Annotated in this window: 15 protein-coding genes; all 15 read right to left on the bottom strand. The window is 37.7% G+C overall.

The genetic code is table 11. From position 1 onward, the window contains the following. Nucleotides 1–28: 28 nt before the first annotated feature. Nucleotides 29–466 carry a molybdenum cofactor biosynthesis protein MoaE gene (locus tag ACKTTZ_RS18100; RefSeq protein WP_407846266.1) on the bottom strand — a complete coding sequence of 146 codons (438 nt, stop codon included), beginning with the start codon at nucleotides 464–466 and terminating at the stop codon, nucleotides 29–31. Further along, nucleotides 463–1,548, bottom strand: a complete 1,086-nt coding sequence (locus ACKTTZ_RS18095; protein ID WP_407846265.1) for a ThiF family adenylyltransferase — start codon at nucleotides 1,546–1,548, stop codon at nucleotides 463–465. The genes ACKTTZ_RS18100 and ACKTTZ_RS18095 overlap by 4 nt, the downstream gene beginning before the upstream one ends. A gap of 87 nt (nucleotides 1,549–1,635) precedes the next feature. After that, the gene (locus ACKTTZ_RS18090; RefSeq protein ID WP_253316528.1) at nucleotides 1,636–1,869 is read right to left on the bottom strand and encodes a MoaD/ThiS family protein; all 234 of its coding nucleotides are present in this window, start codon (nucleotides 1,867–1,869) and stop codon (nucleotides 1,636–1,638) included. Between the two features lie 10 nt (nucleotides 1,870–1,879). Next, on the bottom strand, nucleotides 1,880–3,943 hold the full coding sequence (locus ACKTTZ_RS18085) for a TonB-dependent receptor plug domain-containing protein (protein ID WP_407846264.1): 2,064 nt from the start codon (nucleotides 3,941–3,943) through the stop codon (nucleotides 1,880–1,882). Then, on the bottom strand, nucleotides 3,940–4,506 hold the full coding sequence (locus tag ACKTTZ_RS18080) for a molybdenum cofactor guanylyltransferase (protein ID WP_407846263.1): 567 nt from the start codon (nucleotides 4,504–4,506) through the stop codon (nucleotides 3,940–3,942). The genes ACKTTZ_RS18085 and ACKTTZ_RS18080 overlap by 4 nt, the downstream gene beginning before the upstream one ends. Nucleotides 4,507–4,512: 6 nt before the next feature. Continuing rightward, entirely contained in the window at nucleotides 4,513–4,836 is a 324-nt protein-coding gene (locus ACKTTZ_RS18075) for a winged helix-turn-helix domain-containing protein (RefSeq protein WP_407846262.1), read from the bottom strand. After that, nucleotides 4,824–6,020 carry a molybdopterin molybdotransferase MoeA gene (locus ACKTTZ_RS18070; protein ID WP_407846261.1) on the bottom strand — a complete coding sequence of 399 codons (1,197 nt, stop codon included), beginning with the start codon at nucleotides 6,018–6,020 and terminating at the stop codon, nucleotides 4,824–4,826. The genes ACKTTZ_RS18075 and ACKTTZ_RS18070 overlap by 13 nt, the downstream gene beginning before the upstream one ends. 30 nt (nucleotides 6,021–6,050) lie before the next feature. Continuing rightward, nucleotides 6,051–6,617: a molybdopterin-dependent oxidoreductase gene (locus tag ACKTTZ_RS18065; protein ID WP_407846260.1), complete on the bottom strand. Its 567-nt coding sequence runs from the start codon at nucleotides 6,615–6,617 to the stop codon at nucleotides 6,051–6,053. Between the two features lie 99 nt (nucleotides 6,618–6,716). Beyond that, nucleotides 6,717–7,721 carry a GTP 3',8-cyclase MoaA gene (gene moaA, locus ACKTTZ_RS18060; protein ID WP_407846259.1) on the bottom strand — a complete coding sequence of 335 codons (1,005 nt, stop codon included), beginning with the start codon at nucleotides 7,719–7,721 and terminating at the stop codon, nucleotides 6,717–6,719. Further along, nucleotides 7,699–7,980 (bottom strand): DUF6755 family protein, encoded by a 282-nt coding sequence (locus ACKTTZ_RS18055; protein ID WP_407846258.1) that lies wholly within the window; start codon nucleotides 7,978–7,980, stop codon nucleotides 7,699–7,701. The genes moaA and ACKTTZ_RS18055 overlap by 23 nt, the downstream gene beginning before the upstream one ends. 22 nt (nucleotides 7,981–8,002) lie before the next feature. Continuing rightward, complete coding sequence (locus tag ACKTTZ_RS18050) at nucleotides 8,003–8,524, bottom strand: ubiquinol-cytochrome c reductase iron-sulfur subunit (protein ID WP_407846257.1); 522 nt, start codon at nucleotides 8,522–8,524, stop codon at nucleotides 8,003–8,005. A gap of 11 nt (nucleotides 8,525–8,535) precedes the next feature. Continuing rightward, nucleotides 8,536–9,111 (bottom strand): 4Fe-4S dicluster domain-containing protein, encoded by a 576-nt coding sequence (locus ACKTTZ_RS18045; RefSeq protein ID WP_149832750.1) that lies wholly within the window; start codon nucleotides 9,109–9,111, stop codon nucleotides 8,536–8,538. Between the two features lie 11 nt (nucleotides 9,112–9,122). Beyond that, complete coding sequence (locus ACKTTZ_RS18040) at nucleotides 9,123–11,354, bottom strand: molybdopterin oxidoreductase family protein (protein WP_407846256.1); 2,232 nt, start codon at nucleotides 11,352–11,354, stop codon at nucleotides 9,123–9,125. A gap of 11 nt (nucleotides 11,355–11,365) precedes the next feature. Next, a complete protein-coding gene (locus ACKTTZ_RS18035) occupies nucleotides 11,366–12,421 on the bottom strand; it encodes an MFS transporter (RefSeq protein WP_407846255.1) in 1,056 nt (351 codons plus the stop codon). A gap of 1,187 nt (nucleotides 12,422–13,608) precedes the next feature. Continuing rightward, nucleotides 13,609–14,871: a hypothetical protein gene (locus ACKTTZ_RS18030; protein WP_407846254.1), complete on the bottom strand. Its 1,263-nt coding sequence runs from the start codon at nucleotides 14,869–14,871 to the stop codon at nucleotides 13,609–13,611. Between the last annotated feature and the right edge of the window lie 1,069 nt (nucleotides 14,872–15,940).

Raw genomic sequence — 15,940 nt, 5'->3', positions numbered from 1 at the left:
AATTTATTGTTGAAACCTTATTCTATGTTTATCTGTTTTCTTTCCACGTATAGGATTGGTCTTCCAGAATCTCTTTTCCCCACAAAGGAATTTCTTTCTTAATTCTATCTACCATTTCGTCACAGGCATTGATGGCCTCTTTTCTATGCTCAGCAGAAGTAAAGACAAATAAACAGATCTCTCCAACCTTGATATTTCCTAATGAATGGTAGATATGCGCACATATCAGCTTATATTTTGAGATGATTTCTTCCCGGATATCATGGGCTTTTTCCAATGCCATTTCCTGATAAGCAGTAAATTCCATGGATTGAATTTTTTTATCATGAATCATGTCTTCACGAATCTGACCCAGAAAAATGCTATGTCCGCCAATATTGGTCTTAACAGTATGCCTGGTTATACTTTCTGCAACAAATAAGGGGCTTATAGGGCCTTCAATAAATATATTTTTTATTTTTTTCATGATAATATTGATTTTGCTCCGGCTGGAAAATGTTTGATTTCTTTTTCCGGAAAATAGGTTTTTGTAAGTTCTAATGCTTTTCTGCTTCTTTTTCCTGAAGCACAGATAAAGCAGAGATTCTCGTAGTTTTCTAATGTTTTCAAATTTTGTCCCAGGGAAGCTAACGGAATTTCCAAAGCCTGCAATGCGTTTAATCTCGGCAGCTCATCTGCTTCCCGGACATCAATCATAATACTGTTTTTCTGATTCAGGAATGTCTGTAAATCTGCAGTTGACCGAATGTCATTTTCTTTCCTGATATTACAGAATTCTTCATAGTTGAAATTTTTAAATTGTTCAATTGTTTCGGGTCCTGATTTTTCTTGACAAGGATTAAAATTAACAATCATTGATTGGTAATTTCTGGTATTGAAAGACAACAGTTGATGAATCAGCACATCTTCCGAGCCAATTAACAGCTTGATTACTTCATTGGCCTGAAAAGTACCTATCACAGCCGAATGCGCTGGCAAAACTCCTGCTTCATTACAATCAGGGACTTCATTCTGATTGGGTGGTACCGGAAAAAGATCTCGATAATTGGTTACCTTATTGTCTTTTTCCACATTGAAAACAGAAATCTGACCTTCATGCCTGAAAATAGATGCATAGGCCAATGGTTTCTTCAGCAGCGCGCAGGCATCATTGAGCAAATACCGGGTGGTAAAATTATCCGTACAGTCTACAATGACATCGAAATTATGAATAATGGAAAATACATTATCTGAGGTGAGCATTTCCTGAAATGCAGCCATCTCTGTATCTGTATTCATCTTATTCAAATGTTCAACTGCAGCAATTACTTTTGGTGTTCCCACATCCTGTTCATCATACAGAAACTGCCTGTGGAGATTATCCATCTCTACAATATCAAAATCAACAATTCCTATTGCTCCGATTCCGGAAGAAACCAGAATCTGAAGAACCGGACACCCCAAACCGCCTGCACCAACAACCAAAACTGAAGATTCAGCAAGTTTTTCCTGTGCAGTGATGCCGAAGTCCGGGAGTATCATTTGTCTGTTGTATCTTTTTAAATCCATTCTCAAAGAAGTTTTTATTTTCAACATAAGTTTAGCCAACGGCTGACTCAAAGGTTTTCATTCTTACTGATTATCAAACCATTAAAATCAACCTCCTGAATAAGGCGGCAACAAAGCGATTTCTGCATCACCGGAAATGGATTGCCCGTCTTCAGCCTTTACCCCGTTCACTACAATTAAAAATGTAAGTTCTTTTAAAGCCGGAAATTTTTCATACAACAGTTTTTTTAAATCAGAAATAGTATTGATGTTTTCTGTATCTAAATCATATTGACCTTTCCTGAAGATGTCTGTAAGTTTTCCAAATATTTTAAGTGTCATTATTTCATTTTTAAAAGTGATAATTTAATGCTGTTATGAATGATCTTCCTTCTTTCGGGTAACCATAAGACAGATAATAATTTCTATCTAACAGGTTTCTTACACCGAAGTCAAAGTTTACTCCTTTTACAATATTTACAGAGAGTTTGGCATTCACCAAAGTAAATTCAGGAGCCTGATCTCCTGTACTGGTTATATATCTTTTCCCATAAAATTCTACATTGACATTAAGGACAGAACGAAGCGACGGAGCTTCTAATTTTGTGTAAGCCATCATTTTATGGTTAGGAACATCGGTGAATTTCTCGTCACTTCCATCCGTCATATCTTTCATCTCAATATAACTATAGTTGGCTCCTAACGTGATATTCTTAACCGGAATATAATTCAGGGCCAATTCATATCCCTGAAATATTGCTTTACCGATATTTACATTCTGGATAATGGGATTTCCATTGTCCTGATGTCCCACTGTTCTTGCAAAAATGGCATCCCGTATCGTATTGATAAATCCTGAAACTTCATAGTTGAACTTATTCCCCAATTTTGCGGAATAAGTAAGGTCGTAAGCCCACGTATATTCTGATTTCAAATCCGGATTGGGAACCTGATTTCCAAAACGGCTGGAATATCTTTCTTTCTGAGAAGCAAATCTTGATCTTTTGGAAGCAGATGCAGTAATGGTATGATTTTTAAAAGGCTGTATGATCATTCCTCCTTTGTAATCAAAGGCATGATCAGATCCTTTCGGGAAGTCATACAAAATATTCTTTTCTCCTGTCTCATAATGAGTTCCGTATTCCTGAGCTTTGATGTTGTTTCTTGCATTAAACGATGCCCCAACAACTGCTTTTAAAAAGGAATTTATAGCCACAACATCTTCTAAACCCACATAAAAAGTATTGTCTTTATAGTTTTGTTCCGGTTCTCCGGCCTTGAACTTTTGCCCTGAAGTGCTGTCAGCTGAAATTTCTTCGTTGTATTCTGTATGTGAATCATATTTGTTATTCACTGAAAGCGTAATGACATTGTTTTTAACCGCTTCAGTGGTCAGATTGAGGATCGCACCTAATGAATAGTCATCATACACACTCGAAAAAGAAGAGTTTTTGTTGAGCAAAGTATAGGTATTATCGTCATACTGTTTCATTTTATTGTAATAGGTATCATAATATCCGGTAAAATTCAGGAACGTTTTCGAAGCCACTAAGGTCTTTGTCTTAATGTATATACTTTTCTTATCATATACCGGATAATCCCGCCAATTGCTGTTTCCTTTATTATAAGCATTGGGTGAGATATTCTTTTCAGCATTTTGTGAAAGAATACTCAATGAGTATTCATCTGTTTTGTTAGGTGTATACCCGAATTTAGCACTTAATCTGGCATCAACAGACCCTGAATTTTCTCTTTCCAATGACGGCTGTAGTTCTGTACGGTCAAACTTTCTGGAAATTAAATAATTATCAATTTTCAATATGGAAGCGGAACCCATCAGGTAATATTTATTTTGTCTTGTCCCGATGTTGAGCGCAGTAAAATAAGAGTTTATACCCGTCCCGTCCGCAAAACCTACGCCTGACTGCCCATCAATATCCAAGGCCTTTACAGGTTTTCTGGATATAATGTTCACAGCACCACCCATTGTATTGGGACCATACTGAACGGAAACCAATCCTTTTTCCACAGAAATACTGTTGATATCAAAAGTAGTGAAACGGCTCAAATCAAAATTACCGTCATAAGGGGTATAAATAGGAATTCCGTCATAAAAAACCGGTGTTCTGAGGGAATTAAATCCTCGTACCAGAATGCTTCCTTCATTCCTTGCTCCCATCTGAGTGATGCCTACACCCGGCAGTAGATTGACTGCATCTACCACATTCATTTTGTTGAAATCCTGCATCAGCTTTGCATCAATTCTGGTAATGGGTCCTTCATTTTTTTCTTTTCCATGGATATTGACCTCCTGAATTTCATACAGCTTCTGTAAGGTATCAGTTTTTATCTGCTCCTGTGCAAACATATTCAGCGAGAGCAAAATGGCACCTGCAATCACATAATTCTTTTTCATGATCTTAACTGTTTGATTAAAATTTCAGCATTCTTAAAACATTCCGGTGTATTGATATTCAAAAACTGATTTTCATATTCACCACTAAACTCTATATAACTGGCATTTTGCTGCTGAAGAAAATGCATCATTTTCAGATCTTCTTTTTCTATTGATTTTGTGAAGGCGTCCAGAAAGCGATAAGGGTAAATTCCCACAACCGGATATACTTTTTGTTGATACTGCGCTACGTTTATCCTGTTTCCCTCTTTTCTTTGAAGCATATTCTTTATTAATTCTGATGAAAAGAAAGGCATGTCACAGCTGCAGATAAAAATATCGTCTTTACAGTATTCCAAGGCCGAACGGATTCCGCCCATCGGGCCTTTATGAGCAATAACATCTTTAATAATTCCTTTAGAATCAGGATAATCTGAATGGTTACCAGAAATATAAACCTCATCAAAAACCTGAGACAGATTGTTGATGACATATTCTATTACATTTCTTTCACCCAGCTTCATCAGGGCCTTGTCCTGACCCATTCTGGAGCTTTGCCCTCCTGCTAAAACAACTGCTTTCATATTATTTTAAATGGTTTCTTTTGAGAATTTCAAAAAAGACTCTTCTGCTGTTTTGAATTTTTCAACGATGAGTTTTCCGTAATCAGTGAGCTGGCTTTGCCCTCCGGATTTTCCTCCCGCTTCTTTTGTAACAATTTCACAGGAGGCATTAGAATTAATATCACGCACAATTCCCCAGGCTTTCCGATAGGGTATTTTCAGTGCTTTTGCTGCTTCTGAGATACTTCCCAACTGATGAATATGTTCTAATAGTCTGGCTCTTCCGATGCCGATCTTCAGACCGGATCCGGTTTCTATCCATATCCTGCCTTTGATTTTCAGATTTTCCATATTTTCACTTTTTCACCCAAGTTTATTTCGGTGGCCGCTTCAGAAAATTCTACCAGACAATTGGCCTGAGCTGCCGAATTCATTTTATAGGATTCCTGACCGTTGAGAATACGAACATTTCCTTTGGAATAGAATGCCTTCAGAAACTGAGTCTGCTCATTGCTTTTTTTTCTTACGCAAGATTCTGAAATAGCAAAATCCTCATCTTCTTCAAAGTTCTGACGACCGAAGCATCCAAGCAGGAATGGCTTCACATACTGATGGTAACAGGAAAAAACAGAAGCAGGATTTCCGGGTAATGCAAAAATAAATTTCTCATTTTTCTTTCCGAAGAACAGCGGTTTTCCAGGTTTTTGCCTGATCTTGTAGAATAATTCTTGAACGTCCAGTTTTTCCAGAGCAGGTTTCACATAGTCATAATCCCCCACCGAAATTCCCCCTGTTATGAGCACAATATCATGATGATGTAAAGCTTCTTTGATCGCATGAAATGTAGCGTCTTCCGTATCTTCAGCATGTTTTATAGTCGAAAACTGATGATTGATTTCTGCTAAAGACGCCTGCAGAGTATATCTGTTGGAATTGTAAATTTCACCTTCTGCTAAAGGATTCCCCAGTTCAACCAATTCATTGCCAGTGAAAACAAGTCCTATTTTCAGACGCTGATACACCGTAACTTTTTCAATCCCAAATCCTGCCAAAAATCCGATCAATGCGTGATTGATGTATGTATTTTTTTCAACAATCACAGATCCTGCCTGGGTCTGTGAAGCTTTCAGACGAATATTTTCACCCTTTTGAATTTCGTTAGTATCAAAATGAATAAGATGTTCATTCTGTTTTACCTTTTCCTGCATCACAACGGTATCAACACCATCCGGAATTTTAGCACCTGTAAAAATGCGAACAGCTTCTCCCCTGCCTAAAACAAAATCATTTTTTGCGACTCCTGCGGGAATGATTCGGGTAATCTTCAATTCTGTATAATCTGACAGATCATCAAAACGGAAACCATACCCGTCCATTGCCGAGTTATCGAAAGGGGGAACATCTAAAGTTGCTCCTATTTCTTCTGCAGTATAAAACCCCTGTGCTTCTAAAAGTAAAAGCTCCGTTTTCTCTGTAGTGAAAATTTGATTCTGAATGATTTTTCTGGCTTCGGAAACGGATATAAAATGGTTCATCTTTTTTCGTTTTTTAGTATCTCAATTTCATTATTTTACTCTTACCACCTCTATGCTTTTCAGCCATTTTACGTGACGTGGTCCTGTCTTGGTATCAGAAAGACTTACCATAATCATTTCACCTTTTTCTTTTAGTGGTTCTCCGTTTTGTTCAAATACTATATATATTTTTTCTCCTGCCGGATTGTTGAATAATTCTGCCCAGGAAAATGTAGCCTTGTAATCATCTGAGGCGCGGCCAACAATGTAAAAATTACGGTCTTTGTGGTCCTTTTGGGCAATTTTTGCTTTATCTAAAATATCAGTAAGAAGAACAGCTTTTGTAGATGCTATACTGTCTTTGGTTTGACCGCTCTGACAGACAATTTTGAAGTCATTCAGTTCCTTCACATTCATTTTTTTCAAAGAATCTACGGTTAAAGTAAGCGGATTGACCACATCTCCTTTTACCTGTACTTCCCGGCTTACATATTTCAAGTCATCTTTATCATCGTGCTTATGGTTTTCTTTTTCAGAAGCAGCTTGTGAAGTTTCTGCATGTTTTTCAGCCTGAGCCGTTTCCGATTTTGTACATTGCATCATTGTGAATGTTATCATTACAACAGCAACGCATTTAATTAATTTCTTCATTGTCAATAATTACTGAATTCGGTATCGTTCGTTATGTCTTTTTTATCCTATCGGTTGATAAAAATTTTATCCTCCTATTTTGATCATACTCCGGTTAATCATTGATTGGTTCCTGACACTTTCCATTTCAGAAAATTGTCCGCCTTTTTCTTTATGTTTTCTGATCATACCAATTTGTATGAGTTCTGTTATTTCTTCATTATTTCTGAAAGCTTTAAGCAAGTCAAACTCATCGGCACCGAAAAGGCAGTTTTTCATTTTTCCGTCAGATGTTATTCTGATCCGGTTACACCCTGCGCAAAATGAATTGCTCATGGTAGAGATCAGCCCAAAAACACCTTTACTTTCTTCATTGACTCTATATTTTCTGGAAGTATCATTTTTATGATCTTCTGTTTTTTCATACGTGAAATGCTGAGAAATCATGTTGAGCATTTCTGCAATGGGAATAACTTTTTCCTTTTCCCAGGAATTTCCGCTGAAGGGCATAAATTCTATAAACCTCAGCTCAATCGGATAATGATGGGACAAGGCAATAAATTCAGGAATTTCATCTTCATTGAAACCCCGCATGATAACTACATTAAGCTTAACATTAAATCCTCTTTTGATACTTTCTTTGATATTCGCCCAAACCGTTTGAAACAGATCTCTTTTAGTAATATATTTGAACTTATCGCGATTCAGAGAATCAATGCTGATATTGAGATTTTTAACCCCACATTCCTGAAATAGCTCAAAATATTTGTGAAGCAAAACACCATTAGTCGTTATTCCTATACTTGCCCCTAATGTTGAGATTTGTCGGATGATTGTTTCAAAATCATTTCTTACCAGCGGTTCTCCACCTGTAATCCGGATTTTACTGATATTAAATTCATCAACAAAAATTTTTGCAATTTCAAAAATCTCCTGACTGTTCATCAACTCTATGGATGGTGTACTTTTAAAAGGCTCATCCGGCATGCAGTACAGACATCTGAAATTACAGCTATCGGTAATGGAAAGTCTGAGATAATCATGTTTTCTGCCAAAAGCATCCAACAGATCAGTAGGCATTGTCTTTCTCATCTTCCTGTTTTTTATTTTGACCTGTCGGGATATCGGGTATGTATCGTAAAAAGAAAATGGTACAAAAAAATATGATGACTGAGGCAATGGCGGAATAGGTTGAAAAGTCCAGATGCTCTTTGTCTAAGGCTTTGTTAATCGTTCCAAACAGAAGCCACATCTGCAGACTTACCAGTAAAATATAAACACTGATAATGGCTACAAGCATTTCATTGACTCTGAAGGTTACTTTTTTTATGGGTTTCTTTCGTACTGACATCTTTATTTATTTTGGGGTGAATCTATCCGTGAGATTCTGCGCTTTGTTTTACGAAATCTGTTACGAATATTTTATCTTCTCTGATGACCACTGTAAGCTGCGGAAGTGGTCTTGGTGGAGGTCCTTGTATAACAGAACCATCCTCTGGATTGAAAAAGCCATGGTGGCAAGGACATTCTATCACTTTTTCATTATGATTGTATAAGACCGAACAGGAAAGATGGGTACATTTCTGTTCAAAAACTTTCCATTTATTTTCTGCCAGACGAATCAGCATATAAGGTGTTCTGTGGTCTTCATTGATATAGAAAGTACGCATTCCGCCTACATTGAGATCCGTAGTCAACCCAACGAAATATTCCCCTATTCCCTTTTCTTCTTTAAAAAAATTGAATGCAGGAATGGCAACATTGGCCAAAGCTAAAGTCCCTGAGAAAAAGGTAATCAATTTGATGAATTCTTTTCGGGAAACGTAGGCTGCTTCGCGTTTTTTAATCGGAAAATCGGCTTTCCAGGCGGGTATTTTTTTATTATCTTCTGACATTGTAATTAGTTTTAAAAGACTTTTAATTCTTCACTGCCTTTCGGCATCATTATATTTACTTTTGTGTTCACTATTTCTTTTCCGAAAATAAAGCGGTTTACCGGTGTGCTGTTCGGTCTTTTTTTAGCTACGTTTTCTCTGGTATCAAAGGTTAATGCTCCACTCGGGCAAACCGTGGCACACATAGGTTTCAGCCCTGTACTGGTTCTGTCGTAGCACATATTGCACTTCATCATCAGCATTGCGCTCTGATCCGGAATTTGCGGAACTCCGAACGGGCAGCCGATCACACAGTTGGCACAACCGATACATTTGGAAGTATCTGCAGTGTGTACGATTCCGTATTCATCTTTTGTGATGGCGTCTGCCGGACAAACATTGGCACATATAGGATCTTCACAATGCATACAAACCTGAACGGTAGTCTGAATTGTTTCTGCTCTGTCCACATAATGAATATGAATCATTGAGGTCTCTCCATTGGTTTCACACTCTGCACAAGCCATCTCACACGAGTGACAGCCTATACATCGCTGCATATCAACGAAAAACTCCATATCATTAAATCTTTCAAATTGCTCTGCCATAATTTTTTTACTTAATATTGAATGTCTCTGCTTTGATTGGCAAATTCTTTTGAATGCTCTCCTTTTTTTCTTCCTGTTTTTTCTATTTTGCAGGCACAGACCTTAAACTCGGGAATTTTTGATACGGGATCCAAAGCATCAATGGTTAATTGATTGGCTGAGTTTACCCCACCCCAATGGTAAGGGATAAATACCGTGTCCTGTCTGATTGTTTCCACCACATTGGCAGGGAACAAAGCACTTCCTCTTCGGGTAGAAACTTTGATCAGATCATTTTCCTCAATACCATATTCTGCTGCCAGGTTTGGGTGAATTTCCAGTAAAGGCTCCGGATACAGGTCTACTAATTTTCCAATTCTTCTGGTTTGTGAACCACTTAAATATTGGCTTACCACTCTTCCTGTAGTGAGAACAATCGGAAACTCTTCATCTGGCTCTTCAGTTGGTTTTTTGTAAGGAGTAGGGTTGAAATGTGCTTTTTTATCATTGGTATTAAATTGTCTGTCTTCCCAAAGTCTTGGTGTTCCCGGATGATCTTCAGTGGGACAAGGCCAGAAAATACCTAAATTCTTTTCTACTCTTTCATAGGTAATACCATAATAATCTGCGGCACTGCCTTTTGAAGCTACTCTTAGTTCATTAAAAGTTTCCTCGCTGTTTTTATAATTGAATTTATCTCCTTCGCCTAATCTTCTTGCCAACTCCATCAGGATTTCACTATCTTTTTTAGCTTTCCCAGGCGGATTTACTACCGCACGGATTCTTATTACACGGCCTTCAGCAGAGGTAGTTGTTCCTTCTTCTTCCTCCTGTAATGAGCCTGCAAGAATAATGTTGGCATGGCGCAGGGTTTCGGATAAAAAGAAATCAATTCCGGCATAGAATTCCAGTTTTTCTAATGCTGCACGAACATTGTTGTTATTGGGTAAGGAAACCAACGGGTTAAAACAAATTGATAAAAGCCCTTTGATCTCACCACGGTTGATGGCTTCGATAATCTCGTAGGCACTCAATCCTTTTCGCGGCAGATCTTCTTCTTTGATTCCCCAGATATCGGCTACAAATTTTCGGTGTTCCGGGTTTTCAATATCTCTGTTTCCGGGAAGCTGATCGCATTTGTGACCATGTTCTCTTCCACCCTGTCCGTTTCCCTGTCCGGTAATTGTTCCGTAACCGCAATATGGTTTACCGATTCTGCCTGTTGCCAGAACTAAATTGATACAACTTGAAACATTCTGAACTCCTTTGGAATGGTGTTCTATTCCACGGGCATGCATCAGGAAGCTGGTTTTTGCTTTCCCCCACATTTCTGCAGCTTTAAAAATCAATTCTTTTGGAATTCCGGTAATAGCTTCGCCCCATTCTAATGTACATTCTTTTACTGCCTCGGCGGTTTCTTCAAATCCTGAAGTATAATTGTTAATGAAATCATTATCCAGCCAGTTATTATCAATCAGGACTTTAAGCATCGTATTCGTTAATGCAGAATCGGTTCCCGGTCTAAGGGGCAAATGAATATCTGCAGTTCTTGCAATAGGAATCTGACGTGGATCAATCACAATTAATTTCGCACCATTATCGCGGGCTTCCCAAATCTTGTGTGTGAGAACCGGAAAACATTCACTTACATTGGCTCCGGTAATGATAATCACTTCGGCATGGGCTAAATCTGCCCAGCTGTTGGAAGAGCGGTCCATCCCGAATGCTTTTTTATTTCCTGCCCCTGCACTTACCATACAAAGACGGCCGTTGTAATCAAGATTAGCAGTTTTTAAAGCAACACGGGCGAATTTCCCAACCATATAACTTTTTTCGTTGGACAGTGAAACACCGGAAAGCATTGCAAAAGCGTTTTTACCATATTGATCCTGTATTCTTCTGATTTCTTTGATGACTGCATCATAGGCCTCATCCCATTCTATAGGTACAAACCCTTTTCCTTCTACTCTTTTATAGGGTGAAAGTAAGCGGTCCGGATGATTGTCCTGCATATACCGCTGAACTCCTTTGGGGCATAATCTTCCTTCATTAAAGGGAAAGTCGTTCCAGGGCTCAAAACCTACCACTTTTTTGTCTTTTACTTTTAGCTGAATACCACACTGCAGACCACAAAAGCAGCAATGTGTTTTTATCAGGGCATCAGGATTCTGAGGATTGGATCTTACTGTTCCTTTATTCGGATAGTGCTGATGGGGTCCGAATACACTGATGATTTCGTCGGCCGATACGGGTAATTTTGCCATTGTATTATATTTTAACCAAAATAAGTTCCTGATTCCTGTCTTGCTTTAAGATGTGCTTTTGCAAGCATTGCTCTTTTTCCTTCCGGGCTAAAGTCTAAATAGCTTTTACCGTCTTCACGCTCAAGATCAAATCCCATTTCTTTTGTAATTTCTTTTAAGTCTTCGATGTGCATTTTTGTAGTGTACTCGTCTCCGGTGTGCGGGCAAACCTGCATCCCTCTGCGTTTTCCTTCAATTTTATAAATATTGGCTCCTACCTGCGCAGGTCTTTGGAAAATGTGAAAGAACTTCCCAAAAGGAATCCACATCAGAAACAGCGCTACGGTAATAGCATGTGTAATTGCCATAAACTGGCTCATCTTCCCTTCCAGAAAGGAATAATCAAACCAAATTCCCAACCCTGTAACAGAAACAGCTACTAGCAAAATCAGTGGCAGCCAGTCTCTCTCAAACCACTGGGTGGCAATCTGTCCTTCATCCACAAATCTTCTGTGCATCATGATCAGACATCCGATAATGACCATAATTGCAGTCCAGACCAGAATATGAAATAATATGACGGCCATTATTGTATTGAGTGGGAAAGTCATCACTGTAAAGCCCATCATATGGGTTTCATACATATCAGTAGTTCCTTCCTTTAGCGTGAAATGCATCCACCCGAATGTTAATCCAAATGTTACTGCAAAAGATATAAGACATCCTGTAGCTAAAAGAAAATGCCCAAACCATCTCGCCTTTCCTCTTGGAAGAATAAACCTTTGAAATAAAATATTACGGACCGATAAAAGGATCACTTCTTTCATGTATATGGGATAATCTTTACTGAAAATAAATTCCCATGTGCGCTTCCAATATTTCTGTGTGGCCGGACGCTGTTTCCATACAGAATGGTGATACACCACTCCAAAAGTCATACTGATTGTTCCGAAGAAATAAATAATTAACGCTGCATCAAAGTTTTGAAGATTAACAGACCCTATTACTGTCATAGCGATGACCGTTAAGGTTGCCATAATGGCATTAATGAATGCTTTCCTGTTGATATTTGTAAAAATGCTGAACATCTTTTATTTTTTTAATAGTTACTCATGAATTATTAAAGAGAAACTTTACTATTCTTTAGCAAAGATACAGCAATGAAATTTTAAATAAGACAAAATTGTCTTATTTAAAATTATTCAAAATAATTTTTCCCATTTTAAAATATAAATTATTAATATACAATAAATTACAACAATCATGATTTATATCATCTTACAATTCTCTACTTTAAAGTACGCTCAACAAATAGCTACAGTCTAAATCAGAAACATTGGAATTATCTTTAGTTAAAACATTATCATAGAGATATGCTTTGATTTTGTATAAAATGTTGGGTATTTTTTTGTTTTAAAATTTTTGATTTATTGAATGGCAGACTAAAAAACCTCACAGATTTTGGAAATCTGTGAGGTTTCACATTCATTATATTAACCTGAGTTTGGATTAAAAATTCCTGATTCAGATGGTTTTGAAGCTGGGAGATGGAAGAAGGAAGACATGAAGATCATCAACAATGGCTATTTTCTCTTTTTAAGAGGGAAATTGTTTAAACTTATCGGAAATCTATTAAAACCATGAAGAAGGATTAAGAAATAAAGTATAGTTAAGATAAATCATTCTGATTTTTAAGCGTAAAGCGAAGCTTATCTTAATACTCTTAAACTCTTATTACATCTTAACGGTTCAAAAATAAAAGTTTAATTCATAGTATATAAAGAAAAAACAGTTCACGATTTCTGAACTGTTTTTTTTGAAGTTATTTAAATATAGGATATATGAACCATTAAGAAGGATTGAAGAAATAAAGTATAGTTTAGATGAATCATTCTGACTTTTAAGCTTAAAGCGAAGCTTATCTTAACACTCTTAAACTCTTATTATATCTTAACGGTTCAAAAAGAAAAGTTTAATTCATAGTATATAAAGAAAAACAGTTCAGGATTTCTGAACTGTCTTTTTATTGGAGTTATTTAAATATAGGATATATAAACCATTAAGAAGGATTAAGAAAAAAAGTATAGTTAAGATGAATCATTCTGATTTTTAAGCTTAAAGCGGAGCTTGTCTTAATACTCTTAAACTCTTATTATATCTTAACGGTTCAAAAAAAATTTAAAAAAGTTTAGTATTTACTTGTGAAGAGGCTGTCATTTTATATTAAAAATAATAACCTCCACCCTATTTCTTCCTGCTTACCGCCTTCAATCTATTATTTATATCGGGTAATGGTAAATAATCCAAAAGTATTATTATGCCCTAAACCATCATCAGCAGACACGAGTGACCATGTTCCAATATAAAACCGAACACTTCCATCTGTAGTATCGTGAATAAGAATATTGGCGTTGACATATTCACTACTCCCGTTTGTACTAAAGCCAAATCCATCATTTCCATCAATTCTGTTGCAAACCGCTCCAGGCCGCAACCAACTTCCTGCTCCAGAATAGATATTAGCGTCCTGAGTAGAAAGTGCATTAAGGCTATAAAACACCGGAGATGAAGAGGTATTAACAAATTTAGGTGACGGCCATGCTCCTGTATATCCTCCTGAAGCAATATCCATTCGTAATGCTCCATTAGGTCCAAAATTTACAAAGCCGCTGGTACTTCCTGCTGCTTCAGAGAGAAACAAATAATTTACAGTCTGAAAATTTGTAAGTGCTTTACCGTTCATCCAAGTCTTGTTACTTCCTGCTGAGCCTGCAATAAATGATGGGGTAGGAACACTAATTACCGCTGTTCGGGTTTCTCCCACATTTAAATCTGTAGTAGATGTGGTGGTTCCTCCATCAGCTTTTAAAACCACCCATTGTGCCCCATCCCAATAATATATCCCCTTACTCTTTAGGTTTCCTGCCCCTGTATTGTAAACCACTAATCCTTCAGCGGGTGCACTTATCGTACTTACATCGGTTATGCTGTTGAGCGCAATTCTTGGTGGAAGAAAGCCTTTATTGGCAGCTGTAAGGTCTAGCAAAGCACTTGTGTTTGGTGAGTTCGTTCCTATACCTACACTTCCATCGTCTGTCGCTACAAACTCCGTTCCTGCTGTTCTCGTTGTACCATCAGCCAATGTTCCAAGTTTTACCATTGCATTAGCTGTATCATTCATCCATGCATCATTGGTTGTATCATCGCTACCACTTACTTTCTGCCATGCAGCTCCGTCAAAAAAGTAATACCCCTCTGCGGTAATGTTAGCTGTTTTAGGAGAAACTGAAGTCACGGCAGCCGTAGCATAGATCATCGCTCCGGTTTGGGCAGCAGTATATTGTGCGTCTGCCGCTTTGATCTGGTCTCCGGTAAGACGGGGCGGAATCAATCCCTCAGGGGCAGTTCCGTTGGTTGTTTTGGCCGTAATGTCTAAAGTAGCTTTCGGCGACGTATTGTTGATGCCCACCTGAGCATAGGCAGGAATGCTGAATAAAAGAGCTGCCAGCATAAGCAGCGTAATGTTTGTGTTTTTCATATTATTTTTAAAATTTGGATCAGAGACCAGACGAGATATACTTATCCGGAGGCACTGATCAGGTTGTTATTCAGTGTTTTAAAAGACAGCAACATAGATAACAGCCCTGTCTTATGCAGCAGTATACTGTGATCCGCACTTTTACCAATTGACTGTAGCTGTGGCATATAATCCTCAGCAGTTGTTCCATCAGTCGGTTTATGCAGTATTGTCTAAAGGAGTTTTGAGGATATCATGCTAATTCACATGTGACCATAGATTAGGAATCCTCAATAGAAGGGCTGCCGGTATGAGCAGCAGCATGTTTGTGTTTTTCATTTTGTGTTTTTGTGTTTTTAAATTTCGGTCATGAGACCAAATGGTGTATATTAATTTGGCGGTATTGATCACTATTGATTCAATGCTTTAGCAGGCAGCAGAATACTGTGTGTCTTGCTTTTATCAATCGTCTTCACGCTGTGGCATATAATCCTCAGCAGTTGTTCCATCAGTCGGTTTATGCAGTATTGTCTAAAGGAGTTTTGAGGATATCATGCTAATTCACATGTGACCATAGATTAGGAATCCTCAATAGAAGGGCTGCCAGCATGAGCAGCGTCATGTTGTGTTTTTCATTTTGTGTTTTTGTGTTTTTAAATTTTGATCATGAGACCAAACGAGATACACTTATCCGGAGTCACTGATCATGTTGTTATTCAATGTTTTAACAGACAGCAACGTAAATAATAGCTCTGTCTTATGCAGCAGTATACTGTGATCCGCATTTTTACCAATTGACTGTAGCTGTGGCAATGAATTCTCAGCAGCTGTTCCATCAGTCGGTTTATGCAGTATTGTCTAAAGGAGTTTTTGGAATATCATGCTCATTCACATGTGACCATAGGCAGAGATGCTGAATAGAAAAGCTGTCAGCATGAGCAGCGTAATGTTTGTGTTTTTCATATTATTTTTAAAATTTGGATCAGAAACCAAACGAGATACACTTATCTGGAGTCATTGATCATGTTGTTATTCAGTGTTTTAATAGACAGCAACGTAAATAATAGCTCTGTCTTATGCAGCAGTATAC

The organism is Chryseobacterium sp. KCF3-3, from assembly GCF_045865955.1.
Taxonomy (GTDB): Bacteria; Bacteroidota; Bacteroidia; order Flavobacteriales; family Weeksellaceae; genus Chryseobacterium.
The sequence above is the reverse complement of the archived record's forward strand: the minus strand, read 5'-3'. Positions and strand labels throughout refer to the sequence as shown.